Source organism: Tenacibaculum agarivorans (assembly GCF_001936575.1).
Lineage (GTDB): Bacteria > Bacteroidota > Bacteroidia > Flavobacteriales > Flavobacteriaceae > Polaribacter > Polaribacter agarivorans.
In genome coordinates, this window is record NZ_MSMP01000050.1 from 1 (window position 1) to 25,179 (window position 25,179).

At 30.8% G+C, this 25,179-nt stretch carries 25 protein-coding genes and 2 tRNA genes; 19 read left to right on the plus strand and 8 right to left on the minus strand.

What is annotated here, in order from left to right; genetic code table 11:
- Positions 1–75: 75 nt before the first annotated feature.
- Positions 76–384: an EF-hand domain-containing protein gene (locus tag BVC87_RS21575; protein WP_083629690.1), complete on the minus strand. Its 309-nt coding sequence runs from the start codon at positions 382–384 to the stop codon at positions 76–78.
- 481 nt (positions 385–865) lie between these two features.
- On the opposite strand from BVC87_RS21575, the gene BVC87_RS21580 reads away from it, so the two are divergent.
- The 3 genes from BVC87_RS21580 (at position 866) to BVC87_RS21590 (ending at position 2,254) form a co-directional block, all read left to right on the plus strand.
- Complete coding sequence (locus BVC87_RS21580) at positions 866–1,210, plus strand: hypothetical protein (RefSeq protein WP_075344485.1); 345 nt, start codon at positions 866–868, stop codon at positions 1,208–1,210.
- Between the two features lie 105 nt (positions 1,211–1,315).
- The gene (locus BVC87_RS21585) at positions 1,316–1,591 is read left to right on the plus strand and encodes a hypothetical protein (protein ID WP_075344486.1); all 276 of its coding nucleotides are present in this window, start codon (positions 1,316–1,318) and stop codon (positions 1,589–1,591) included.
- A gap of 333 nt (positions 1,592–1,924) precedes the next feature.
- Entirely contained in the window at positions 1,925–2,254 is a 330-nt protein-coding gene (locus tag BVC87_RS21590; RefSeq protein ID WP_075344487.1) for a hypothetical protein, read from the plus strand.
- A gap of 22 nt (positions 2,255–2,276) precedes the next feature.
- Here the strand turns inward: BVC87_RS21590 and pafA are convergent, their stop codons facing one another.
- The gene (gene pafA, locus BVC87_RS21595) at positions 2,277–3,929 is read right to left on the minus strand and encodes an alkaline phosphatase PafA (RefSeq protein WP_234974709.1); all 1,653 of its coding nucleotides are present in this window, start codon (positions 3,927–3,929) and stop codon (positions 2,277–2,279) included.
- A gap of 143 nt (positions 3,930–4,072) precedes the next feature.
- Here pafA and BVC87_RS21600 point away from each other — a divergent pair, with 143 nt between their 5' ends.
- From BVC87_RS21600 to BVC87_RS21620, 5 genes are all read left to right on the plus strand, one after another.
- Positions 4,073–4,813 carry an MlaE family ABC transporter permease gene (locus BVC87_RS21600; protein ID WP_075344488.1) on the plus strand — a complete coding sequence of 247 codons (741 nt, stop codon included), beginning with the start codon at positions 4,073–4,075 and terminating at the stop codon, positions 4,811–4,813.
- 4 nt (positions 4,814–4,817) lie between these two features.
- A complete protein-coding gene (locus tag BVC87_RS21605) occupies positions 4,818–5,582 on the plus strand; it encodes an ABC transporter ATP-binding protein (protein ID WP_075344489.1) in 765 nt (254 codons plus the stop codon).
- 118 nt (positions 5,583–5,700) lie between these two features.
- Positions 5,701–5,773: transfer RNA gene (locus BVC87_RS21610), tRNA-Lys, on the plus strand.
- Between the two features lie 43 nt (positions 5,774–5,816).
- Positions 5,817–5,899: transfer RNA gene (locus BVC87_RS21615), tRNA-Tyr, on the plus strand.
- 148 nt (positions 5,900–6,047) lie between these two features.
- Entirely contained in the window at positions 6,048–8,435 is a 2,388-nt protein-coding gene (locus BVC87_RS21620; protein ID WP_075344490.1) for a TonB-dependent receptor, read from the plus strand.
- Between the two features lies 1 nt (position 8,436).
- Here BVC87_RS21620 and BVC87_RS21625 read toward each other — a convergent pair whose 3' ends face one another.
- Together BVC87_RS21625 and BVC87_RS21630 are read right to left on the minus strand one after the other, a co-directional pair.
- Positions 8,437–9,636, minus strand: a complete 1,200-nt coding sequence (locus BVC87_RS21625; RefSeq protein WP_075344491.1) for a sensor histidine kinase — start codon at positions 9,634–9,636, stop codon at positions 8,437–8,439.
- Positions 9,637–9,707: 71 nt separating this feature from the next.
- On the minus strand, positions 9,708–10,121 hold the full coding sequence (locus BVC87_RS21630; protein ID WP_075344492.1) for a response regulator: 414 nt from the start codon (positions 10,119–10,121) through the stop codon (positions 9,708–9,710).
- 216 nt (positions 10,122–10,337) lie between these two features.
- Between BVC87_RS21630 and BVC87_RS21635 the strand changes: the two genes are divergently transcribed.
- On the plus strand, positions 10,338–11,771 hold the full coding sequence (locus BVC87_RS21635; RefSeq protein ID WP_075344493.1) for a DUF389 domain-containing protein: 1,434 nt from the start codon (positions 10,338–10,340) through the stop codon (positions 11,769–11,771).
- A gap of 43 nt (positions 11,772–11,814) precedes the next feature.
- Here the strand turns inward: BVC87_RS21635 and BVC87_RS21640 are convergent, their stop codons facing one another.
- The 4 genes from BVC87_RS21640 to BVC87_RS21655 all read right to left on the minus strand — a co-directional run bounded on the left by BVC87_RS21640 (position 11,815) and on the right by BVC87_RS21655 (position 16,201).
- The gene (locus BVC87_RS21640) at positions 11,815–12,441 is read right to left on the minus strand and encodes a tetratricopeptide repeat protein (RefSeq protein WP_075344507.1); all 627 of its coding nucleotides are present in this window, start codon (positions 12,439–12,441) and stop codon (positions 11,815–11,817) included.
- Between the two features lie 12 nt (positions 12,442–12,453).
- On the minus strand, positions 12,454–12,876 hold the full coding sequence (locus BVC87_RS21645) for a DUF2141 domain-containing protein (RefSeq protein ID WP_075344508.1): 423 nt from the start codon (positions 12,874–12,876) through the stop codon (positions 12,454–12,456).
- 149 nt (positions 12,877–13,025) lie between these two features.
- Positions 13,026–15,188, minus strand: a complete 2,163-nt coding sequence (locus tag BVC87_RS21650) for a TonB-dependent receptor (protein WP_075344494.1) — start codon at positions 15,186–15,188, stop codon at positions 13,026–13,028.
- Positions 15,189–15,283: 95 nt separating this feature from the next.
- Complete coding sequence (locus BVC87_RS21655) at positions 15,284–16,201, minus strand: AraC family transcriptional regulator (RefSeq protein WP_075344495.1); 918 nt, start codon at positions 16,199–16,201, stop codon at positions 15,284–15,286.
- Between the two features lie 168 nt (positions 16,202–16,369).
- Here BVC87_RS21655 and pdxH point away from each other — a divergent pair, with 168 nt between their 5' ends.
- The 10 genes from pdxH (at position 16,370) to BVC87_RS21705 (ending at position 25,085) form a co-directional block, all read left to right on the plus strand.
- Entirely contained in the window at positions 16,370–17,017 is a 648-nt protein-coding gene (gene pdxH, locus BVC87_RS21660) for a pyridoxamine 5'-phosphate oxidase (protein ID WP_075344496.1), read from the plus strand.
- 31 nt (positions 17,018–17,048) lie between these two features.
- Positions 17,049–17,537: a SixA phosphatase family protein gene (locus BVC87_RS21665; protein WP_075344497.1), complete on the plus strand. Its 489-nt coding sequence runs from the start codon at positions 17,049–17,051 to the stop codon at positions 17,535–17,537.
- Between the two features lie 14 nt (positions 17,538–17,551).
- On the plus strand, positions 17,552–18,445 hold the full coding sequence (locus tag BVC87_RS21670; RefSeq protein WP_075344498.1) for a Ppx/GppA phosphatase family protein: 894 nt from the start codon (positions 17,552–17,554) through the stop codon (positions 18,443–18,445).
- Positions 18,446–18,569: 124 nt separating this feature from the next.
- A complete protein-coding gene (locus tag BVC87_RS21675; RefSeq protein ID WP_075344499.1) occupies positions 18,570–20,654 on the plus strand; it encodes an OmpA family protein in 2,085 nt (694 codons plus the stop codon).
- Positions 20,655–20,767: 113 nt separating this feature from the next.
- Positions 20,768–21,781: an XdhC family protein gene (locus tag BVC87_RS21680; protein ID WP_075344500.1), complete on the plus strand. Its 1,014-nt coding sequence runs from the start codon at positions 20,768–20,770 to the stop codon at positions 21,779–21,781.
- A gap of 7 nt (positions 21,782–21,788) precedes the next feature.
- Entirely contained in the window at positions 21,789–22,361 is a 573-nt protein-coding gene (locus tag BVC87_RS21685; RefSeq protein ID WP_075344501.1) for a nucleotidyltransferase family protein, read from the plus strand.
- On the plus strand, positions 22,358–23,533 hold the full coding sequence (locus tag BVC87_RS21690) for a molybdopterin molybdotransferase MoeA (protein WP_075344502.1): 1,176 nt from the start codon (positions 22,358–22,360) through the stop codon (positions 23,531–23,533). Before BVC87_RS21685 ends, BVC87_RS21690 begins: the two co-directional genes overlap by 4 nt.
- 8 nt (positions 23,534–23,541) lie before the next feature.
- Complete coding sequence (locus BVC87_RS21695) at positions 23,542–24,282, plus strand: sulfite exporter TauE/SafE family protein (protein ID WP_317041747.1); 741 nt, start codon at positions 23,542–23,544, stop codon at positions 24,280–24,282.
- Positions 24,279–24,518 carry a MoaD/ThiS family protein gene (locus tag BVC87_RS21700; protein ID WP_075344504.1) on the plus strand — a complete coding sequence of 80 codons (240 nt, stop codon included), beginning with the start codon at positions 24,279–24,281 and terminating at the stop codon, positions 24,516–24,518. The genes BVC87_RS21695 and BVC87_RS21700 overlap by 4 nt, the downstream gene beginning before the upstream one ends.
- A gap of 132 nt (positions 24,519–24,650) precedes the next feature.
- Positions 24,651–25,085, plus strand: coding sequence for a molybdenum cofactor biosynthesis protein MoaE (locus BVC87_RS21705; RefSeq protein WP_075344505.1), 435 nt, complete (start codon positions 24,651–24,653; stop codon positions 25,083–25,085).
- The last annotated feature ends 94 nt before the right edge of the window (positions 25,086–25,179 follow it).

Here is a 25,179-nt window from a genome sequence, read left to right on the forward strand (position 1 = left end):
ATAATCTATCATTTGTAGTTGTTTTAAAACTTAATCTTTCTGAATCGTTAATTAAGTTTCAATTTTCAAGAATTATTAGTCATCTTTTAAAGAACTAATCAATTCATATTTTGAAATTTTACCATCTTTGTTTTTGTCGGTTTTTTCAAAATTTTGTCTAACTAATTCTTTATGTGTTATCCCCTTTTTTTTAGCTAATTCTTTATCTTCAGTATCATTTTTTAGTAACAACCAAGTTTCATCAAAAGATAAAGCTCCATCTTTGTTTTGGTCTCCCTGTTCTAAAAGTGTATTTGCTTCATCTGTAATATTACTGGTACTTACACAACTACTTAAAAGTAGTATTCCTAGTGTAATCATTGATAGTTTCAATTTGTTTTTCATTTTTTAATTATAAAGGTTAATACATATCATTAATTTATATCTAAGTTTATTTATTAATGTTATTTTAAGGTTAATACTATTTGCTTTTTTAGGTTTATATGTTAAATTCAATTTCATCATAAATTATGTATAAAGTATAAATAATTATAGGAATAAGGTAATGAATTAGAGAGTGTGAATAACGTTAGAGAAGTTTTTGAATTTAATATTTTGTGTGCTGATATTAAGTTTTTTTTAGAGCATAAGTATGCTTATATACAATATTTTAAGAAAGAAAATAATGACAATAAAACTTTGAAAATGTTTACAATACAGATTAATAAATTTATAAACACTAATTTTAAGGTTAAAATTAATAAAAACAATTTTTGTTAAAGTAATTTAAATGTCATTCATCTAAATTAAACTACATTTCAACGATGATTATAAGAAGGTTAGCTGTTTTATATTTAATTTTGACATGTCCCAATATGTAAGAATTATGTTTAATAAATCCCCTTTACTAGTTATAGTAATACTATTATTCGTTGGTTTACAAAATATAAGTGCACAGAATGTAGTAGTTAAGAACGGAGTTGAGTACTTAGAGAAAGATGATAATATAGAAGATTTAAATTCTATAGATACGCCGTCTAATGTTGTTACTATTTCTGTAAAATTAAAAAAAACGAACAAAGCATCAGTTTCGAAAGAAGCAGCTGCAATAGAAAAAATAGGGAAACTAACTACCAAAAGAAAAAAGTTAAGATTTAGAAATAAAAGAACAAATAAAACTACTAAGTGTTTTAAAGAAACTGAGAAGAAGTGCGATAAAACAAAAAAGTAGTTTAAATTTTTTAGAATCTGATTTAATAGTTGTTTTCCCCGTAAACTTATCTGTTGTGTTCGGCTATATTTAAGAATGTATAGAATAAACATAAAAAGCATAAAGATGGAGAGAAAATCAAAACTTATAATCACATTACTATTATTAGTTTTTGTAAAAATACAAGCACAAAAAATAGCTTCTAAAAATGGTTTTAATTTTAAAATTGAAGAACTGAAGCATAATCATTTTGATACCGTTGATGCACCCTCGTTTATTATGAATGTAAAAATTAAAAAAGGGATGAACAATAAGAAAATTGTTACAGCAGAAATAGAAGAGATCAAAATGTCAAACGAAAAAACAAGAGAATTACGATTTAGAAAGAAAAGAAAAAAATAGAGAAGTAATCCATTCTCCACAACTAAACTATAGAAAGTAAGAAAAGTCGCATTTTTAAATGTGGCTTTTTTACTTTCTATAGATTTTTTAAAACTTACGCCTTAATTGTAATTAAATATAAAAGGGAAAAAATAGTTCAAATTCTAAAGCTTAATAAACTGTTTTCATATTGAATTTCAAGATTGAATAAAATGTATAAAAATTAGTTGGAGACATTATTTATAATTTCTTTAAGAGTTTTTTTTAGAATGAAATGTAATTAAATAGGAAATAATGAGACTATAATAATAAGCATGCTGAAAATAAAATAAACCAATTTAGAAATTAATTATTATGACCTCAACAATTAAAAATATACTAACACTTATCGTTTTAGTGTTCGTTTTAGGTATTCAGCAAACAATTGCTCAAGAAGTTAAAGTTCAGAATAAAGTAGAATTTATGGAAGAAGAAACCAGTGATTTCAATTCTATTAAAATACCTAGTAAAAAAGCTGTAACAAAGCAAAAGGTAGATCAAAAATTAAATACAGAGATTAGAACTATAGCAGATTTTGACAGAATTATTGAAACGAAGAAGAGATTACGTTTCAGAAATAAAAGAAGACAACCAGAAAAATGTTTTAGAGATGCTCCGACATCTTGCCATACTGAAGAAAAATAAAAGAGCACATATGTGCTCTTTTTTATTTTAAAACTTCTTCAATAATTTCACCATTAGTTCCATTTGGAAATTCTATTCGCAATAAGTTTGAAATTGTAGGTGCTATATCAGTAATTTTATATGCCTTTTTAGAAGATCCTTTTAGGATTCCATTCCCATAAAATATAATTGGAACATGAGTGTCGTAAGAGTATCCTGAGCCATGTGTTGATCCTTTTTTAGGGTAAATAATGGTAGAAGGGTTTGGAACTAAAAGAATATCTCCAGATAGCTTTTGATTATACCCATTTTTTAAGTTGTTTAAAATCCCTTTTTTAAAAGAACCATTCAATACTTCTTTAGCAGTAAGTGCTTTATATATTCCTTGGTATAAAACAGCATTTTCAGCAATAGTTTTTGCCACATGGTCTACTGTCAGTTTTTTTTTCTCAATAGTTTCTTTTTTCAAGAATATTTGAAGATTAGAAATGTTTTCAACAAAATCATCTGAGTTAAAATATTTTTTCGTGATTTGATTGACATAATCAGAGAATTTATCAGCGCTTAAATAGTTGGCTGGTATCTTAACTGATTTTAAATAATTAGGAACTTGTACAGCGGCATGATCAGCAGTTAAAAAAACAGTGTAGTTATCTTGACCTATTCTCTCATCTAAAAATAATAGTAAGCTTTCTAGGTCCTTATCAAATCTGAGATATGTATCCTGAATTTCCTTTGAATCTACTCCAAATTGATGACCTACATAGTCTGTTGAAGAATAACTCAATGCTAAAAAGTCTGTAAACTCTCCTTTTCCTAATTCTTCTCCAATAATGGCTGCCTTTGCAAAATCTGTAGTAAAAGAATTACCTGCAGGTATGGCTTTGATAATGCTGTAATTATTGTTTTGACCTCTTAAATTGGGTATATCATGTGGAAAAATAGGTTTGTTTTCACCTTTAAAAACTTGCTCAAAATTATTATCATCTTGTATACTCTCAGTATATGAATTAATGTCATATAATGTTTCCCAAGGTTGTTTTAAATATTCATCGGCTTTTTCTGAAGCATTGAATTCAATTACCCAATCCGGTAACTTATCAAGATAAAAAGAAGAAGAAATCCATTGACCTTTACTTCCTCCATCAAACCAATAAGCGGCATTTGCAGTATGTCCGGCCGGTAAAATAGCAGACCTGTCTTTTATACCTATTCCAATGGTTTTACCCATCATGTTTTGAGCTAAACGTAATTGATCTGTTACTGTAGTAGTTAACATTCTGTAAGGTGATTTTTTTCCACCTTTGCTATCATTTCCAATCGTTTTATAATTATTATCATCAACACAATAAATCATTTTCTTTTCGAATTTATCATACCAATGGTTTCCAATAATACCATGATGATCTGGGGTAGTACCAGTGTAAACAGAAGTATGTCCAACAGCAGTATATGTAGGAATATAATTGAAATGTGCATTTTCTAGGGAAAAACCTTCGCGAATTAATCGTTTAAATCCGCCTTCACCATATTTATCTTCAAAACGAGTGAGGTAATCGTAACGCATTTGATCTACTACGATACCAACAACTAGTTTGGGCTTCTGGTTTTTACTAATTTGTTTAGGAGTATTGGGTTTACAACTACTAATATATACTGTAAAAAATAACAGTATAGATTTTATAAAAAAATTCATGGTTTAATAATTTGGTCATCAAAAGTAAATAAATGAAGGCTAAGAACTATTTTTTATTGCTTATGTTAATGATTTTTTAATCTTAAACGAGAATGTATTCAAGTAAATATTCTTTAGTACATTAGCGAAATAAAAAGAACTAGATGAATTATATCGAGCATGTGGGAAAGTATTTTATGATGCTTGGTCAAGTTTTTAAAGCACCACAGAAGTTTCGCGTATTTTGGGAAGCATTCTTAAGAGAACTTGAAGAATTAGGTTTAAAGTCAATAGGGATTATTGGTTTTATTTCTTTTTTTATTGGAGGAGTTATTGCTTTACAAACTGCGTTAAATATAAGTGACCCTTTAATTCCTAAAATGCTTATCGGTTTTGCAACAAAACGTTCTATTATTTTAGAATTTGCACCTACGTTCTGTTCTATTATTTTAGCAGGTAAAGTAGGGTCTTACATTACATCCAGTATAGGAACTATGCGAGTGACCGAACAAATAGATGCTTTGGAAATAATGGGTGTTAATTCTTTGAATCATTTAATTTTACCTAAAATTTTTGCTACTATTTTCTTTTATCCTTTTTTAGTTATACTAGGAATGTTTTTAGGTATTTTTGGTGGTTGGGTAGCAGGAAAAGCAACAGGAATGTTTTATGAAGCGGATTATGTGATGGGGATTCAATATGATTTTAATGAATATCTAATTATTTATGCATTAATTAAAACTATAGTATTTGCATTTATTATTGCTACTGTGCCATCTTATCATGGGTATTATGTAAAAGGAGGTTCTCTCGAAGTAGGAAAAGCAAGTACTCAATCTGTGGTTTGGACTATAGTTATTATAGTTGTAGCTAATTATTTTCTAACTCAAATGCTCTTAACCTAGTACTATGATTCAAGTTAATGATATACATAAAAGTTTTGGAGAAGCTCAAGTATTAAAAGGAATTTCTACATCATTTGAAGCTGGACAAACAAGTTTGATTATCGGGCAGAGTGGTGCTGGAAAAACAGTTTTTTTAAAAAGTTTATTAGGCTTACACACTCCTGAAGAAGGAACCATAATATACAATGGTCAAATGAATACAGAAATGACCATAGAAGATAGGAGAGACTTTAGAAAGGAGTTAGGAATGGTTTTTCAAGGAAGTGCATTATTCGATTCTTTAAATGTGGAAGAAAACGTAATGTTTCCTCTTAAAATGTTTACACAACAGTCTAAAGAAGAGATGTTAGAACGTGTAAATTTTGTATTGAAAAGAGTTAATCTAGAAAATTCAAATGCAAAGTTTCCAGCAGAATTATCAGGAGGAATGCAAAAGAGGGTTGCTATAGCTAGAGCTATAGTGATGAATCCTAAATATTTATTTTGTGATGAACCAAATTCAGGTTTAGACCCAAGTACCTCCATCTTAATAGATAACCTGATTAAGGAAATTACTGAAGAATATCAAATCATTACGGTGATTAATACACATGACATGAATTCTGTTATGGAAATAGGAGATAAAATTGTATTTCTGAAAAATGGAGTAAAAGCTTGGGAGGGGAGTAGTAAAGAAATCTTTAAAACAGATAATAAAGCAGTGGTAGATTTTGTGTATTCATCTAATTTATTCAAAAAAGTTAGGCAAGCGTATTTAAATGATTTGTAGGTAAAACACTCTTTAAGAACGGTTTAATTTTATAGGGTAAAAAAAGAATGAAATTAATTGCAAAATATTTTGGTGGAAACGAATAACCTTTATATATTTGCAACCGCTAATAAAAAATGACCGGGTAGCTCAGTTGGTAGAGCATCTCCCTTTTAAGGAGAGGGTCCTGGGTTCGAGCCCCAGCCCGGTCACTAAAAAAGCTTCTCTCCAGGGAGGCTTTTTCTTTGAAAATTTGGGGAGATTCCAGAGCGGCCAAATGGGACGGACTGTAACTCCGTTGTCTTTCGACTTCGCAGGTTCGAATCCTGCTCTCCCCACAAATAAGACTTTTAATTGGGGATTATTAAAGACGTTTGATTTATGATGGTTGAGCGTTTTTTTTATTTAATGATTTTTTTTGTTTAAAATTATTTTTACTTAGTTAAACAAAATGTATTTTTGTTGAACAAGAATAATCAAAACTTCATGAAAAAATTACTGTCCTTGCTATTTATATTAATAATAACTACTTGTTTATCAGCGCAAGAAATAGGTGTAGTCAAAGGAGTTGTATTAGATAAACAAACTCGTGAAAAATTACCATTTGTAAATGTAATTGTTGAAGGGACTACTAAAGGTAGTACAACTAATGATAAAGGAGAGTTTGAAATAAAGAATGTGCCTTTAGGTTATATAAAAGTTAGCGCTTCCTTTGTTGGTTACCAATCAACCACAAGTTCAGATTATTTAGTTACTAAAGAGAAGACACCATTTGTTACATTAGTTTTAATAGAAGCATCTTCTCAATTGGATGAAGTGGTTGTTAAATCTTCTTTATTTAAGCGAAAAGCTGAAAGTCCAGTATCACTACAAAGTTTGGGGGTTGAAGAAATAGAAAAAAACCCTGGAGGAAATAGGGATATTTTAAAAGTAATTCAATCCTTTCCAGGAGTGGCTTCAAATCCGGGATTTAGAAATGATATTATTATCAGAGGTGGGGCTACTTCAGAAAATAAATTTTATGTAGATGGAATTGAAGTTCCAGTTATCAATCATTTTCAAACTCAGGGAGCTTCTGGAGGACCTGTAGGTTTAATCAACACAGATTTAATTCGAAATGTAGACTTTTATTCAAGTGCTTTTCCTGCAAATAGAGGTAATGCATTAAGTTCTGTTATAGAATTTACACAAAAGGTTGGAAATCAAGAAAAATTCGAAGGTAGAGGGAGTTTAGGGACTTCAGATGCAGGAATTACATTGCAAGGACCACTATCTAAAAATACTTCTGTAATTGTATCTGCACGACAGTCGTATTTGAAACCACTGTTCAGATTATTGAAATTAGTATTTCTACCTACATACAATGATTTTCAATTAAACTTAAAATCTAAATTATCGGATAAAGATGAGCTAGCTATTTTTGGTCTGGGTGCTATAGATGATTTTGAAATTAATACAGGCGTAAACGAAGGAGAGACTGATGAGGAGACATTTAAGAGGAACGAGTTTTTCTTAAACGTAATTCCCGTACAAACTCAATGGAATTATACAGTAGGAGCATCTTATAAGCACTATGAAGGAAAAAGTACACAAACCTATGTTTTAAGTAGAAATGAATGGAAGAATGATATCATCAAGTTTGTAGATAACACGAATAGGCCTGAAGATTTATTAAGTGATTACCAGTCAAAAGAAATAGAAAACAAATTCCGTTTTGAAAATGATACACGTTTTGATAATGGAATTCAATTGAATTTAGGATTTGGTTTACGTCAGGCGACCTATCAAAATAGTACTTTTGAGAGAAGAGCTAATATAAATGATGTGCAAGAAATTAATTTTAGTTCTGAATTTTCGCTATTTAGCTATGCAATGTTTGCTCAAGCCTCAAAAAGATTTTTTTCAAATAGATTACAATTATCCTTAGGGGTTAGAACTGATGGAAATACCTATAACTCTAATATGGAAAATCCATTGAATCAATTCTCGCCACGGATTGCAGCATCATTAAAAATAGCAGACAAATGGTATGCGAATACTTCAATTGCAAAATATTATCAATTGCCTTCATACACAATTCTTGGTTTTAGAGACAATACTAATGTTTTAGTGAATCAATCGAATTTAAAATACATTTCTTCTCAACACACAGTAGCGGGAATAGAATATAGACCAGAAAATAGTACAAAGATTACTGTTGAAGGTTTTTATAAAAAGTATGACAACTATCCTTTTTCTGTAAGAGATCAAATTAGTTTAGCAAACTTAGGTGCTGATTTTGGAGTAATAGGAAGTGAAGCTGTGGTTTCAAATAATGATGGAAGGGCTTATGGTGTAGAGTTTCTAGCTCAAAAAAAATCATATGATGGTATTTATGGAATTTTGGCTTATACTTTTGTGAGAAGTGAGTTTAGAGATGTAAACAACCAGTTTGTGCCTTCTACATGGGATAATAGACATTTATTGACGTTTACTGGAGGAAAAAAGCTAAATAGAAACTGGGAAATAGGAGCAAAATTTAGATTAGTAGGAGGTAGACCTTTTACACCTGAAGATAGAGATGCATCTTCAATAATTGAGCGTTATGATGTTACTAATAGAGGAATTCCAGACTATACAAGATTGAATACTGAACGTTTAGATTTATTCACACAGTTAGATTTTAGAGTAGATAAAACTTGGTATCTAAAACGATTTTCCCTGAATTTGTATCTGGATATTCAAAATGTTTATGCTACAAGTAATGAAAGACCACCATTGTTATTAGAAGATGGTGTAGATCCTACTGATCCTACACGATATATTTTAGAAGAAATAGATAACACAGGAGAAGGGAGAGTGATTCCAAGAATAGGAGTTATAGTGGATTTCTAATTTATTGTATTGGTAATTTTACATGAAAAGTAGTATGCTCTTTAGGTTTAGAAGTTACCCAAACTTCACCTTTGTAAAGTGTTACAATTTTTTTTACAATAGCTAGGCCTATACCTGTAGAATTATGATGATCATCTAAAGTTTGAAAAACTTCAAATATTTTTTTATGATATTTTTCATCAATACCAATTCCGTTATCTTGAATGGTAAACTCATAAAAATCTTTGTGTGTATTATATTGAATTTTTACAACACCTTCTTCAGGATTGGCATACTTTACAGCATTGCTAACTAAATTTTGAAACAATTGATGAAGTCTAAATTTATCGCCAAGAATATAAGGGAGTTTGTTAGGAATAAGAATATTTACATGTTCAGGAACGTGAATATTTTCAATGACATCTTGTAAAACAGAATTCAAATCAACTTTAACTTGAGCTCTTTTTACTTTGTCTACTCCTGTATATTTTAAAATACCATTAATAAGATGATCCATTTTATCAATCTTTTTAATTAGTAAATCAAAGTTTAATAAAATGTCTTTATCAGTTACTACTTGTTTTAAATCTTCATGTAACCAGGTAACTAAAGCATTCATACCTCGTAAAGGAGCTTTTAGATCATGAGAAACTACGTGTGCAAAATCCTTAAGTTCTTGATTACTGACTGTAAGGTGGTGTAGTAATTCTTCTCGTTCTTGTCTAGTTTTTAGTTCTTCAGTAATATCTCTAATTGCTCCATGAGCAAATAAAGGTTTATGATCATCATCGTAAACTAAGCTAGAATTTACTTCAACCCATCGAATTTGCTTGTCTTTTTGTTGTAATCTAATTTTAAAACCTTTCGAAGTCCCTTTTTCTAAGAGAGTAGCATAAGAGTCCATAACTTGACTCATGTCTTCTTCCAGTATGGCTTTGGAAATATTAAATTGACCTTTATTTAATTGATATCCGAAAAAATCTTCTGCTGCATTATTCATTTTTAGAACATTACCATAAAGATCCATAAGTATATAAGGGTCAACTACTGTTTTAAATATACTTTCTAATAGTACATTTTTTTCATTGATGACTTTGATAAGACTTTGATTTTTTATGAAAAGTTCCTCAGACTTTTTTTGAAGCATTTTTTCAGTTTCCTTTCTTGCTGATTTTTCACGCTTTAGTGCTCTTAACAGTATTTCTGCTTTGGGGATACTCATAATTAAAATATAAGTTATGTATTGTTTGTAATAAACAACTTTAAAATTAGGTCTAAAAAATCAGAAAGACTTTAAATATGAGTTAATAATTCACTACTACTCCAATAATCTAGCATAGTAGTAATATGTCTACTGTAATCTTCATAACGAATGGGTTTAATAATATAACCCGCTATTCCAAGTTCATAACACTTTTTCAAATCATCCATATTATCAGAGCTTGATAAGATTACAATAGGTATAAATTTTAAACGATCATCAGCTTTTAAAATTTCTAAAAACTCGATTCCGTTCATTTTAGGCATGTTTAAATCTAAAAAGATTAACTGATAGGAAGATGAGCCTTTTAATTTATTAAGGGCGTCTTCTCCATTAGTAGCTTCGGTAATGACAGTCTTATGTTCGCTTTGACTGCAAACCCTAGAAAATTTCATTCTCTCCACTTCATCATCGTCAACAAATAATATGTTTAACTGCTTTACCATTTTTATCAAATGTTTATAATAATTCTAATTACTGTCGAAAGGTATAAAATATAGGACCTCGTAACATTTGTAATTTGTTTAATCATGTTTAAGTTTAGATTATTGGTTAGTTACTATAGATGAATGTTTTTAAACGATTTTATAAAATCATTTTATAAGCCAGATCTATTATTTTTATCTTTATTGTATCTTTCGAAAAAAAAATAGAACTTACATATGAATGAAAATAAGCAAGGAGAGACGATTGATAAGTCAAAAGAAGCAGTAAAGCAAGATGCCAAGGGGCTTTGGGAGAGTTTTAAAACGTTTATGAATGAGCTTCTAGATTTTAGACATGATACCGATCAAGAGGCAACTATAGAGGCTATAAAAAGTGATATTGCACTTAAAGGAGCTACTGCTTGGATATTAATTTTTGCGGTATTTATAGCATCGATAGGTTTAAATGTAAGTTCTACAGCAGTGGTAATTGGAGCCATGTTAATATCACCATTAATGGGGCCTATTTTAGGAATAGGTATGTCGTTAGCAATTAATGATATTGATACGTTAAAAAGTTCTTTTGTAAACCTTCTTGTAATGATGGTGCTAAGTGTGATAACAGCGTATTTGTATTTTTTACTTTCTCCATTAACAGAGCTAACACCAGAACTAGAAGCCAGAACGCAACCTAATATATTAGATGTATTAGTGGCAATTTTTGGTGGATTAGCGTTAATTGTAGCAAGAACTAAAAAAGGAACTATAGCTTCAGTTATTTTTGGAGTTGCAATTGCTACAGCCTTAATGCCACCTTTGTGTACAGCTGGGTATGGTTTAGCTGTTGGTAATATTAGTTTCTTTTTAGGAGCTATGTACTTATTCGCAATCAACACTACTTTTATAGCATTATCTACATTTTTAGTATTGAAAGTTTTAGGTTTTACAATGATTCGTTATGTGAATTCTAAAAAAAGGAGGAGAATTGCTCAAATGGCTACATTTTTTGGATTGATAGCGATGGTGCCAGCGGTGTGGACTTTCTTAAATGTGTTAGAAAAGAGTGGTTATGAGAGAGATTTTAAGGATTTTGTAGAAAAAGAAATCTTATCGAATGATGATTTATGGTTGCAACGAAATAAACTAAATATAGATGATAGAACAATAAATCTTTATTTTAATGGAAAAATAGAACAAGCAACAGTTACTGACTTAACTAACGAACTTGATAACTATGAGAGAATAAAGGATTTTGAATTGAATATCAATGCAAATGAGTCTAGAAGTGCAGATGATATTTCTAAATCATTAACAAGAGCTTATGCTGATATTGATGAAAAAAACAATATTATTAATGGATTACAAAAAGAAATTTCTGATTACAAAAAGGAGGTATCTGATTTAAAAGGTACTATTGAATTGGCAGATAGAAGTAATATTCCGTTTATAGAAATAGCTAAAGAAGCTAAAATTAGATTTAGTGAAATTACCGAGATTAGATTTTCTAAAGTTTTATCTACAAAAGACTTTATCAAAATAGATACTATTCCAGAAGCAAAAGTTACTTGGGATAAAAAAGTGAAAAAGTTTGTAGTATTTAAAAAACAAAAAGAACTGCATAATTGGCTGCAAAAAGAAATGAAATTAGACACTTTAATTTTAAGGAAATAAATAAAAAAGGACTCATTTAAATGAGTCCTTTTTTTTATTATAATTAGTTCTCTTTTTTACATTTCTTTAAAATATTTTTAGCCCTTTCTATTCCACCTCTAGGATAAAATTTTGGTAGTTTTTCTTTTTCAAATAAAGGAACGGTTTTTTCTACATCTTTACAATAAGGCTCAATGGACTGACCAAAAAACTCAGCGCTTCCCATATCCCATTCAGCTTTACTTAAAATAACTCTAGGATTATTAGGGGCTAGTTCTAAAGCTTCTTTATAAATAGCAGCGTTTTTTACAGATAATGTCATTCCATATTTTTGTCCATCAAAAGCAATATAAGCAGTATTTAGTAAAGCCTGATTAATCATAATTTCTGGATTCTTAGGCGATATACTTTTAGCTTCATCTAAAAACTCTTGTGCCTTTTTTAGTTTAGAATTCAATTTTGCCTCATCTTTTAATCCAAAGCTACCTAAAATTTCTATGGTAGCTACATAATAAGAAGGTAACCATTCATTTTGTTCTGCTTTCGAAATTCTTTCAAACAACTGTGCTGCCTTATCGCTTTCTTTGGCTCCCCATAACTCAAAGGCTTTCATCATTCCTTTTTCATACTTTGTTTGCGCCGAAATAGTTATAGCAGATACTAAAACTAATAATGTGATAATTTTTTTCATGGTCATTAATTTTTATTTCATTGTTATAGCTAACGTGATGTTTTTATCTACTGTAAACTTAGCATCCTTATATTTTGGAGGTCCCATAAACCCTTTTGCATTATTAGACATTCCAATAGGTTCTTTAGGAATTCCAAATATTTTAGTGTCCATTTTTTTATTGTCATTTTCATCATGAAAAGCAGAAATCGCATATTCACCAGGGGTAACATTTTTAAATGTAATTGTAGCTTTTTTATCATTAACCTTAGCAATCTCTCCAGTCATTGGTTTTTTTAGGAAACTATCTTCAGTATTATAAAGCGCTACATAAACATCGCCATCATCAGATTTCATTCCAGAGAATTCTACTGTTATAGAATAGTTCTCTTGGGCTGTAAGTTTAATTATTGAGTTAAAAATCAATAGGATCAGGAGTAAAAGAATTCGTTGCATAGTTTTTGTTTTTAAATTCATTTCAAATATCTGTTGTTTTCTTGTTTTATTATCAAAATTCTTACCGAGTTGTTATTTTTAGGTACTGAATTGTTGTTTTAATAATTAATTGTGATTTGTTTATTGTTCAGTGATAATTGTTTACTGTATTAAAGATTGTTTAACTGATTACTTTTATTATCATCACTAATAGACCAAAAGAATCCTATGAAGAAGAACTGATCAGCATTAGGACGTAAAGCTTGTCGATCAAAAGTTCCGTTAGCATTAGGTTGATTTCTATAGTTGTATCCAAAAACGTTTTGTGTACCTAAAACATTGTTTACAGAGAAGTATAAAATCTTTTGTTGACTGATTAAATAAGCAGCATTTAAGCTCACTGAATTGTAATTTTTAGTTTTTTCGTTTAAAAAACCTGTAGTATTAGGATTTGTATATGTTCTACCTGTAGCAAATCTATAAGAAATACCTAATTGAGTTTTCCAATCATTTACCCAATATTTTCCTACTACTGACATATTGTGTTTAGAAGCAAAATTAGGAGTAGCTTTTGTAGGGTAGTTTCTGTAATCTCTTTCGGTATCTAAGAAAGAATAGGATACCCAATACTCAAGATTTTTAATATTTTTGCCATCTCTCCAAAATAGATCTACACCTTTTGCATAACCTTCTCCAGTATTTGTATAGTTAGATAGAGGGGAGGCTACAACCCCATCGAATTTTACTAAATCATCATATGATTTGTAATATCCCTCAATTCTAAATTGTTGTCTGTCTTTGATGTATTGATAATTAGCAATATAATGTGAAGCATTTTCAGCAGATAATGAGTTGGTAAACTTTAAAAATTCACTACTTGGATTCTGATAGAATTGTCCATAAGCTAGCGAGAATTGTGAATATTTTCCAGCCTTATAAGCAATAGATACTCTAGGCGAAACAGTGAATTGATTAGTTACTTCACTATTTTCTAATCGAATTCCGATTTTAGTAGCTAACTTTTTTGAAAAGAAAATATCAGCCTCAGCAAAAGTTCCTAAAATGTTATTGTTAAAAGTATAATCAAAATTTGAATTAGAGGTGTTTTGAAAAAAGTCTTCTCTAAAATTAGTAATAAAGTATTCAGAACCAAAGCTTAATTTAAATCGATTAGAAAACCCTTTAGTTGCTTTTACTTTAAAATGAGCTGAATTTTCAACATCATTAACCTTATCTTCCTCAAGATTAATATCAGTATTCTCATTAGTATAACTCATTCCTCCAGAAATAGACCATCTATTCCCTAAACGTTGCTTATAAGATCCATTAAAGTACAAGTTGGTATTTTCCAAAGCAAAATTAAATCCGTTTTCAAAATTAATATCATCCTGAATTAAATCAAAGTTAGAATAATTAAACGCTCCGTATAACTTGATTAATCCATCTTCATTAGGTTTGTACCTGTAAACCATTTCTCCACTTGCCCCTTCAAAAGGTTCGTTCCATTCATTTCTATCTGGAAAAGCAAGTTGGTATGGGGCCAAATTAATATACGATGTATTTATACTGAACGAATTTTTACCCCAGATTTGAGTGTTACCCGCTCCTAAACCTACTGACATAAATTGTAATTCTGTTTTTTCTTGATCTGGTTGATCAATAGTGTTAAAAGTTAAAACACTCGATAAAGCTTGTCCATATTCTGCTGAATAACCACCAGTAGAAAAAGACAACCCTTTAAATAAAAAAGGAGAAAATCGTCCTCGAGTTGGAATATTATTTGCCGATGGAATGAAAGGATTAAATACACGGATACCATCAATAAATATTTGAGTTTCATTCGCATCACCACCTCTTACAAATAATCGACCATCTTCATCGTTAGCAGAAGTTCCTGGTAAGGTTTGTAAGGCGCCTACGGCGTCACCTAAAGCGCTAGCAGTAGTAACAATATCTAAAGGCTTTAGTGCAACAGCTCTAGCTTTATTACCAGCATCAAAACTACCTGCATTAATAACTACCGCATCTAAGGTATTTACATCTTCTCGTAATTTTATATTTAAATTATTTAGATTATTTACGATATCTGTTTTATAAAATGTTTCAAAAGATATGAATGAAACTACCAAAGTTTGTGTTCCTGTTTCAGAAGATGAAAAGTTATAGTTTCCATTTTTATCAGTAGAAGTCCCATCATAGGTGCCTTCTAAATATACATTAGCTCCTTCAATAGGTGTACCTTTATGGTCAATTACTTTACCTGAGAATTCTACTTGACTAAAAGAAGTAATAGTAAAAAGGAATAACAAAAATAAAAGTGTTGGTTGTTTCATGAGTATTGTTGTTTTACGCAACAAAAATGAATGAGATGTAATTCTTTTCATAAAAAGAACTACCGAACTGTTTAAAAATTAGGTTGAATTGTTGTTTATAAAACAGGAATGTAAATCGTAAGATTACATTTTTTTTCAGGATGTTGATTGAAATCGTTATGATACACATCAAAGGGATCTAATTGATCATTAACTTTAAACCCTTTATTGAATATCCATACAAAAATAGCTTCATATGTTTTTTTGAATTCATGTATTTCTAATTCGAAAGTTGCACTCACATATTTACCTCCAGATATAACTCTAGTATTTATCTCTGAAGTATCTACTGACAGATTTTCTAAACTAATACAAGCGCTTGTTTTTAATTTATCTGAGGTTGTAACTTTAGGACTGTCATGATAAATAGACATAATTCGATGTTTACCATTCATCAGTCCTCTAGGGTATGCCCATTGCAATAATTTTTCAAAAGCCTCACCTACAGTGTCGAAAGGTCCAATATGTGGAATGTAAGCTACTGGAATTTCATCAATATCAACCACTTCTAAGGTTGTGGCTTTTTCTTCAATATAATTTACAAGATTTTTCATGTTGTAAATGTATTGCTGTATTTCGGTAGCTACTTTTCCATTCTTGCTTTCTGTTTTACAAATCTTGCTAAATCTACTCGGACTTTCTTCTTTGAATTGTTTTGGAGATATGCCATAGAATTTTTTGAAAGCTCTTGAAAATGAAGAAATACTAGTAAAACCTGTAGCATAGGTGATTTCAGTAATACTTTTGTCTTCTTTATGTAATAGAAAATTAGCGGCTTTTTCTATTCTTTTTCGAGTTATAAAATTATTGAATGTTTCTCCTGTAATGGATTTAAAAATTCGATGAAAATGATATGGAGAAAGAAAAGCTTTTTTAGCTACATCTTCTAACAATAGTTTAGCTGAAGTATTTTCTTCAATAAATTGAATCGCATTGTGAATTCTTACAGAAAGTGTATTGTTTTGTGTATTCATTTTCTTGTTAGCAAAGGTATCTAAATAATGAAGAAATTTGATTTTAGACCATAACGAATTTAAATATTTATGTTTAGCTTTAAATTAGTATTAGTGCAGTTTTTTTTATTCCTTTTCTGGAAAATGAATTAGGGATGTCGTATTTTTACAAGGCTAAAACCATAAAAAATGTCACAAGATTTAAGTGATTACAGAAAAACGTACGAGAAGTTTGAATTAGTAGAAGAAAACTGCCCTGAAAATCCTATAGAACTATTTAGAGATTGGTTTTTGATAGCTAGTGAATCAGAAATGGTAGATGAAGCTAATGCTATGAATATTTCTTCAATTGGTATAGATGGGTACCCAAAAAACAGAATGGTACTATTAAAAAAATACACCCATGAAGGTTTTATTTTTTATACCAATTATAATTCAGAAAAAGGGAAAGCTATAGCGGTTAATAATCAGGTATGTTTATCCTTTTTTTGGTCAGGTTTAGAGCGTCAAATTATTATTAAGGGAAATGCTGAAAAATTAGCCGAAAACCTTTCTGATGGTTATTTTGAGTCAAGACCAGACGGTAGTAAATTAGGAGCTTGGGCATCTAATCAAAGCGAAATTGTGGCTAATAAAGAAGAATTGGTAGACAGTCTAGCAAAATTTGAAGCACAATTTAAGGATAAAGAAATTCCAAGACCTAAACATTGGGGAGGCTTCTTGGTGAAACCTATTTCAATTGAGTTCTGGCAAGGTCGTCCGAACAGAATGCATGATAGATTAAGATATACTTTACAAAAAGATTTTGCTTGGAAGCTTGAACGTTTAGCTCCGTAACACTATATTTGAGCTTTCTTTTTTGAATTAAATGAAAACTATTTACATCGTACGTCATGCAAAATCTTCTTGGAAATACACAAGTGTAAGAGATCATGACCGGCCATTGAAAGAAAGAGGAATTAATGATGCGCATTTAATTTCTAAATATCTGGCTAAAACCATACAGCGACCAGATGTTTTCATATCTAGTAGTGCTAATAGAGCATTGCAGACTGGAATTATTTTCTGTGAAAACTTTGGTTATCCTATGGCTAATTTAAAAATTAGTAAACAGTTGTATAGCTTCAGTGATGGTTATTTAGTGAAAACAGTAAAAGCACTAGATGATAACTTTGATAGTGCTATAATCTTCAGTCATGACCATGGAATAAATACCTTTGTAAATAAGTTTGGTAGTAAACCAATTGCACACGTAACTACTTGTGGAGTTGTAGGTATTCAGTTTAAAGAAAAGAATTGGAAAGACATTAAAAAAGGAGAAACTACATTAATAGAGTTTCCAAAGTATCATAAATAAAAAACTATTCTCAGTTGGAAATTAAGAAATATGCAGCTATTGATATTGGTTCTAATGCCGTTCGTTTATTGATAGCTAACGTAATTGAGGAAGAAAAAAAGGAGCCTAAGTTTAAAAAATCATCATTGGTGCGTGTACCTATTCGTTTAGGAGCTGATGCATTTGTAGCTGGTGAGATATCTGAAGGAAATATAAAAAGAATGTTAGATGCTATGAAAGCCTTCAAATTGTTGATGAAGGTACATGGTGTGGTAAAGTATAAAGCCTGTGCTACTTCTGCAATGAGAGAAGCGTCTAACAGTAATAAAGTTGTAAAGAAAATAGCAGAAAAAACTGGGATAGAAATAGACATTATTGATGGCGCAAAAGAAGCAGCCATAATTTCTTCAACAGATTTAAAAGAATTAATTAGCACTGATGAGACCTATTTATATGTAGATGTTGGTGGAGGAAGTACTGAATTTACCTTATTTTCAGAAGGAAAGATAATTAACTCAAAATCTTTCAAAATAGGTACAGTAAGATTAATCAAAAATACTAAAGAAAAGAATAAAAAAATCTTCGCAAAAGTTGAAGAATGGATTACTAAAAATACTAAAGAATATAAACGAATTTCTTTAATTGGTTCGGGAGGAAATATCAACAAGATATTTAAAATGTCAGGTTTAGATGCTGGACGACCTATATCGTATATCTATTTAAATGCTCAATTTGAGTACTTGAAAAAGATGACCTATGAGCAACGAATTTCAGAGTTAAGTTTAAATCCAGATCGAGCGGATGTGATTGTTCCTGCAACCAAAATATACCTTTCCGCTATGAAATGGAGTGGTGCGAGAAGAATTTTTGTACCTAAAATTGGACTGTCTGATGGTATAGTTAAGAGCCTTTATTTTAATAAATTATAATTTTTTTTAACAGGTCTTTAACACTCGTTTTTTTTAATTATATTTGTGTAGTATGTGACTTCGTCCCCTGAAAAGTGTCATACAAAAGAATAGCTTAAGTAATCAAAAAAAACATTTATTCATTATGAAAAGACTTATGTTGTCTGGTGCTTTAATAGCCATCGGACTTACTGTATCTGCACAAGATCTACCAACAAATGCAGAACCAGGAAAGTGTTACGTTCGTTGTAAGACTCCTGAAGTATGGAAAAATCAAGATGTTACTATCGAGGTTGCACCTGCATACAAAAGAATTGTCACTTATCCTGCCAAGTACAAGACAGTTACTGAACGAGTTTTAGTAGACGAAGGAGGGGAGAAGTTAGTAGTGGTGCCAGCTAAGTATGAAACACAAAATTTTACGGTTGTTAAAGAAGAAGCTAGCAAGCGTTTAGAAAAGTCAACTCCAAAAGCAGCAATTCAAAATATTTCTGTTGTAACTAAAGAAGCATCAAAGCGTTTAGAAGTTGTGCCAGCACAATATGAAATGCGTGATGTTGTAGTCACTGTTAAAGAAGGGTATAAGAAATTAGTTCCTGTACCTGCAAAATATGAGACCAGAGATGAGGTTATTACAGTTAAAGAAGCATCAAAGCGTTTAGAAGTAATTCCTGCTAAAATGAAAGTCATTACAGAGAGAGTAGTGGTTAAAGAAGCATCAAAGCGTTTAGAAGTTGTACCTGCAAAATATGAAATGCGTGATGTTACTGTAACTGTTAAAGAGGCTACAACTAAAGTAGAGGTAATACCTGCAAAGTATGAGATGCAAGATGTTACTGTAACTGTTAAAGAAGCAGCAAAGCGTTTAGAAGTTGTGCCTGCTGTTTATGGTACTGAAACAGTTTCTTACAAAAAGAGAGAATATGGTAATAGATTAAAAGTTGTACCAGCTTCTTTTAATAAAGATAGTGAAGTAATTGAAGTGAAAGCAAAATCTGCAAAATGGCAAATGAGTGAAAGAGCTCCTGATTGTACTTCATCTGATCCTAACGATTGTCGTTATTGGTGTTATAGAGAAGTACCAGCTCAATTTACTACGGTTGATAAAACTGTATTATCGGCAGATGCTCAAGTTGTTAAAACTCCTGAATGTAGCGAAGCTAATCCTGAAAATTGTGGTAATGCTAGTTATGTAAAGAGAGTAATGAAAACACCTCCAACAACAAGAACAATTGACATTCCAGCAGTAACTAAAGTAGTAAAGAAAAGAGTAATGGTTACACCTCCGTCTACAAGGACTATTGATGTTCCTGCTGTAACAAAAGTAGTGAAGAAAAGAGTAATGGTTACTCCTCCAACTACGAGAGAAGTGGTAATTCCAGAAGTTTCAGAGCCTGTAAAAAGAACGGTAGTAGATGTACCTGCAACTACTAAAGTTATAGATATACCAGCAGTTACTAAGGTGGTAAAAAGAACTGTAATGGTTACTCCTCCAACAACAAGAGAAGTTGAAGTGCCAGCGGTAACTAAAGTGGTTAAGAAGAGAGTAATGGTTACTCCTCCTGCCACTAAAGAATTTGAAATACCTGAGGTTTCTACACCAATGAAGAAAACTGTAATACCAGTGCAAACAACAAGAGAAGTTGCTATTCCTGAAGTTACAACTACAATGAAGAAAACAGTAATGGTAACTCCACCTACTACAAGAACAGTGAAAATAGAACCTAAATATGCTACAATTAAAAAGACTGTTTTAGAGAAAGATTCATATTCTACCGAGACCAGTGTAGATGCTAAATTTAAAACAGTAACTAAAGAAGTATTAGTGTCTAAAGGTGGTTTAACTACATGGAAGGAAGTAGATTGTAAAATGGTTGTTAACACGCCATTACCAATCAACTGGAATTTAGGTAGTGCAACATTAACTACTGGTGCTAAAAGAATTATTGATGCTCGTTTATTACCAATTTTAAAAGATGGAGTGGCAGTAGCAATTGAATCTCATACAGATGCTAGAGGATCTAGAACTAGTAACCAAGCTTTATCTGAAAGAAGAGCACAAGCAGTTGTTAATTACTTAATTTCTAAAGGAATTAATCCTAGTAAGTTAACAGCTAATGGTTATGGAGAGGCTAGATTAACTAACAGATGTAAGGATGGTGTTTCATGTACAGAACGTGAGCACGCAGCAAACAGAAGAACTACATTTAGAGTTATTGATCAAAAATAATTGATAACTATTTGTATATTCCGATCTAACAAAAAATCGAGAAACCCGAGCTGAAGCTCGGGTTTTTGTTTTATTTAACTTTTCATGTTGTTTTTAATTCTTAATTTAACAGAATGACTCATGAACTCTTAGAAATAGTAAACACTGCCCTTGTAAATCAGGAAAAAGGTATTAAGAATGTTTTAGCTACTGTGGTATTTTTAGAAGGATCATCCTACAGAAAACCTGGAGTTAGAATGTTAATTTCTGAAGAAGGAATCATGATTGGAGCTGTCAGTGGAGGATGTGTAGAAAAAGAAGTAAAATTAAGAGCGCAATCTGTTTTTAGAGAAGGTAAGGCAAAGGTTATTTCGTATGATGGTAGATATCGCCTTGGTTGTGAAGGTATTTTATATATTTTAATTGAACCTTTCTTCATATCTCAAACCTTTTTGAATGATTTTAAATTGTCTCTCACAAAAAGAGAAACATTAACAATAGAATCACAATATCAAATAGGGGATGAAATTACGGGTAATTTTGGAAGTACTATTGAATTTACGAATGGTCATAGACATGTATTTACATCTGAACTCCATATAAAACCAGAGCATGAAACGTTTATTCAAGAACTTTCACCTAGAACTAAATTACTAATTATAGGAGGAGAGCATGATGCTGTTAAACTCTGCAATATGGCAAGTTTATTGGGTTGGGAAGTAGATGTAGTAACATCGATTAAAGATCCAAAAACAGTATCTGATTTTCCAGGAGCTTCATCAGTTAGCTCTCAGGCTCCCGAGTTAGCTAATTTACAAGTTGATAAGAATACCGTAGTTGTGTTAATGACGCATAACTACGTATTAGATTTAAAATTCTTACTAAAAATAATTGATTTCAGCCCTCAATATATTGGAATTTTAGGTTCTAGTAAAAGAAGAGATCAATTACAAGATGATTTATTTCATTATAGAGAAAATTTAACCGAAGAAATGCTGGAATCTATATACAGTCCTGCAGGTTTAAATATAGGAGCAATAACTCCCGAAGAAATAGCCCTGTCAATTTTGTCAGAAATCTTAACCGTATTGCGAAATAAAGATCCTTTTTCCTTAAGAAGTATAAAAGGTAAAATTCATGTCAAATAAGTGAACCATGAAGATTGCTATTTTAATACTTGCTGCTGGTACAGCATCTAGAATGGGGGAAATAAAACAACTATTACCTTATAAAGAAACTTTTATGGTAAATCATGTCATAAAAAATGCTCAAGAAGTTGTAGAGGATGTGTATGTTGTTTTAGGTGCTAATGCTGAAATTATAGAACAGAAGCTACAAAATAATAGCGTGAAAAAAATTACCAATCAGCATTATAAAAAGGGCTTAAGTTCAAGTATTATTTGTGGAGTTAAAACATTGTTGCACTATGATGCTATTCTTATTTGTTTGGCTGATCAGCCTAAAATAGATGTTACCTACTATAAAGAATTAATTGCTGTATTTAAAGAAAATAGTGATGCTATAGTAGCATCTAGATATGAGGGCTTTAATGGAGTGCCTGCAATATTTCCTAAATCTTATTATTCAAAACTTCTGGAATTGAATGGAGATAAAGGAGCAAAACATCTGTTAAATTCAAAGTTAAATTTTATCAAAACAATAGCTTCTTCTGAAAAATTATTAGATATTGATACACCAGAAGATTATAAAAAACTAACCAACTTATGATATCAGTTTCTGAAGCAATTCAGCAAATAGAAAACTATTGTAAACCAAATAATTTCGAACAAAAATCAATAAAAGAAGTATTAGGTTTAGTACTAGCCGAAGATATTTTTTCGCCAATTAATATGCCGCCTTTTAAACAATCATCAATGGATGGTTATGCATTTACTTATGATGACGATTCAAATTATGAGATTGTAGGAGAAGTGCAAGCAGGAGATTCAAAAAATATTGAATTAAAATCTGGTCAGGCAGTCCGAATATTTACGGGTGCTCGAGTTCCTGATCATGCAGACACAGTAGTGATGCAAGAACATACCAAAGTTGAAGGTGAAAAATTAACTATAGAAAAGCTTCCTACAAAATTTTCTAATGTAAGACCATTAGGAGAGCAAATAGCTGAAGGAGAATTAGCGCTTGCTAAAGGAACTTTATTAAATGAGGGAACAATTGGTTTTTTGGCTGGTTTAGGTATAGCGGAAGTAAAAGTATACAGTGTGCCAAAAGTTAGTATTCTAATCACCGGAGATGAGTTACGACAAGTGGGAGAAAAATTGGAAGAAGGACAAGTATATGATAGTAATTCAATCACTTTACAATTAGCCTTAAAAAAACTAGGCATAACAGAAGCTAGAATAGTTAAAATCGAAGATGATTTTGAAGCTACAAAAAGGGCAATACAAGAAGAGTTAGATGCTGCTGATATCATTTTAATCTCAGGAGGAATCTCTGTAGGGGATTATGATTTTGTAAAAAGGAGTTTAGAAGAAAATAAGGTTACTGAGATTTTTTATAAGGTAAACCAAAAACCAGGTAAACCGTTGTGGTTTGGTCATAAAGAAGAGAGACTAGTCTTTGCATTACCAGGGAATCCTGCATCAAGTTTAAGTTGTTTTTATGTTTATGTATTGCCTGTGATCCAAGCAAAACTAGGCCATAGTAATTACCATTTACAAAGAGGTGAAGCTAAGGCAGCTAATGGAGTTAAAAATGTTTACGGGAAAACGTTGTTTTTAAAAGGAGTAGTTGCTGATGGAGTTGCTACACAGTTAACAGGACAAGCTTCTTCAATGTTAAAATCATTTGCTACTGCAAATACATTATTAGTAGTTCCTGAAAATAAAGAAGTGATACAAGAGGGAGAAGAAATAACGTATATACAATTGAATTCGTAAAAGTGGAAGTGTTGCAACTAGAAATATTAGTGCCATTTTTGCTGATTCTTGGTATAGTTGCGTTTTTGTATGCAAGTGTTGGTCATGGAGGAGCAAGCGGTTATTTAGCATTAATGGCATTGTTTGCTTTCCCTGTTTTATTTATGAAACCTATTGCTTTGGTCTTAAATGTTTTTGTGTCCGGGATTTCATTTTGGTTTTTTAGAAAGCATCAACATTTTAAATGGACATTATTTTACCCATTTGCGATTACTTCCATTCCAGCAGCTTTTATAGGTGGATATGTTTCCGTTAATGCTAATTTTTATAAAAAAATACTAGGTTTTTTTTTGATTTTCGCAATTCTGAAAATGTTGAATGTATTTGGTAAAGAAAAGAACGAACTAAAAGATAATAATTTAGTAATTTCACTATTAATTGGAGCGAGTATTGGATTCTTTTCAGGAATGATAGGTATCGGTGGAGGTATAATTCTGAGTCCAGTTATTGTCCTTTTAGCATGGGGGAATATGAAACAAGCCGCAGCAGTTTCTGCATTATTTATTTTTGTGAATTCTATAGCGGGGTTAGTTGGCTTTACAATGCATAAAGGTCAAATTCCTACAGAAGTTTTATATTTTATTCCAGTAGCTTTATTAGGTGGAGGTTTAGGAGCAGTTTATGGAAGTAAAAAATATTCTATGAGTACATTAAAATATGTATTAGCAGGAGTATTAACTATAGCAGTAGTAAAATTATTTTTAGTGTGAGTATAAAAGTTATTTACTTTGGGAAAATAGCAGATGTAGCCAAAAAATCATCTGAAGAAATAGACTTAAAAGAAAGTTCAACGAGCAATTTGATTGCATTTTTACAAGAAAAATATAAGCTTTCTTTAGAAGATATTAAGATCGCAGTAAATCAAAATTTAATTTCTAAAGAAGATAATTTAGAACTTAAAGAGACAGATGAAATTGCAATTTTATCCGCTTTTGCTGGAGGATAATCCGGTGTTGTAAAATTTTTCGGAAAGAATAAGATTAGATATTGATTTTAGATGAAATAATAATACTCTTAGAAGCTAGAAGCTAGAAGCTAGAAGCTAGAAGCCAAAAGCCAAAAGCCAAAATTATATAAGATGGAGAAAAAAACAGTATTTATTGAGGGACAAATCACTTCAGAGTTTATTGCAAGTGTAATAGCTAAACATCAAGAGAAAACACAAATAGGAGCACATAATATTTTTTTAGGTCAGGTAAGAAAAGATGTTGTAGAAGATAAAACAGTTAGTGCAATTGAGTTCAGTTGTTATCAAGAAATGGCTGATCAAAAACTTGAGGTTATACATAAGGAAACTTTTGAGAAATATGACTTAAGTAGTATGCATATTTATCATAGTTTAGGTAAAGTTAATGCAGGTGAGGTATGTTTTTTTGTTTTAGTGTCCGCTCCACATAGACCGCATGTATACGAAGCAACAGAATATACTGTAAATAGAATAAAATCGGAAGTGCCAATTTTTGGTAAGGAAGTTTTTGAAGACGAATCTTATCAATGGAAAACGAATGTTTAATTTCAAGTCTGAAGCTATTTTCCAATGATCAAAAAATAATTATCAATAATCAATGGAGGTTGAAAAAAGTTGAATAAAAACCTGGATTTTATTC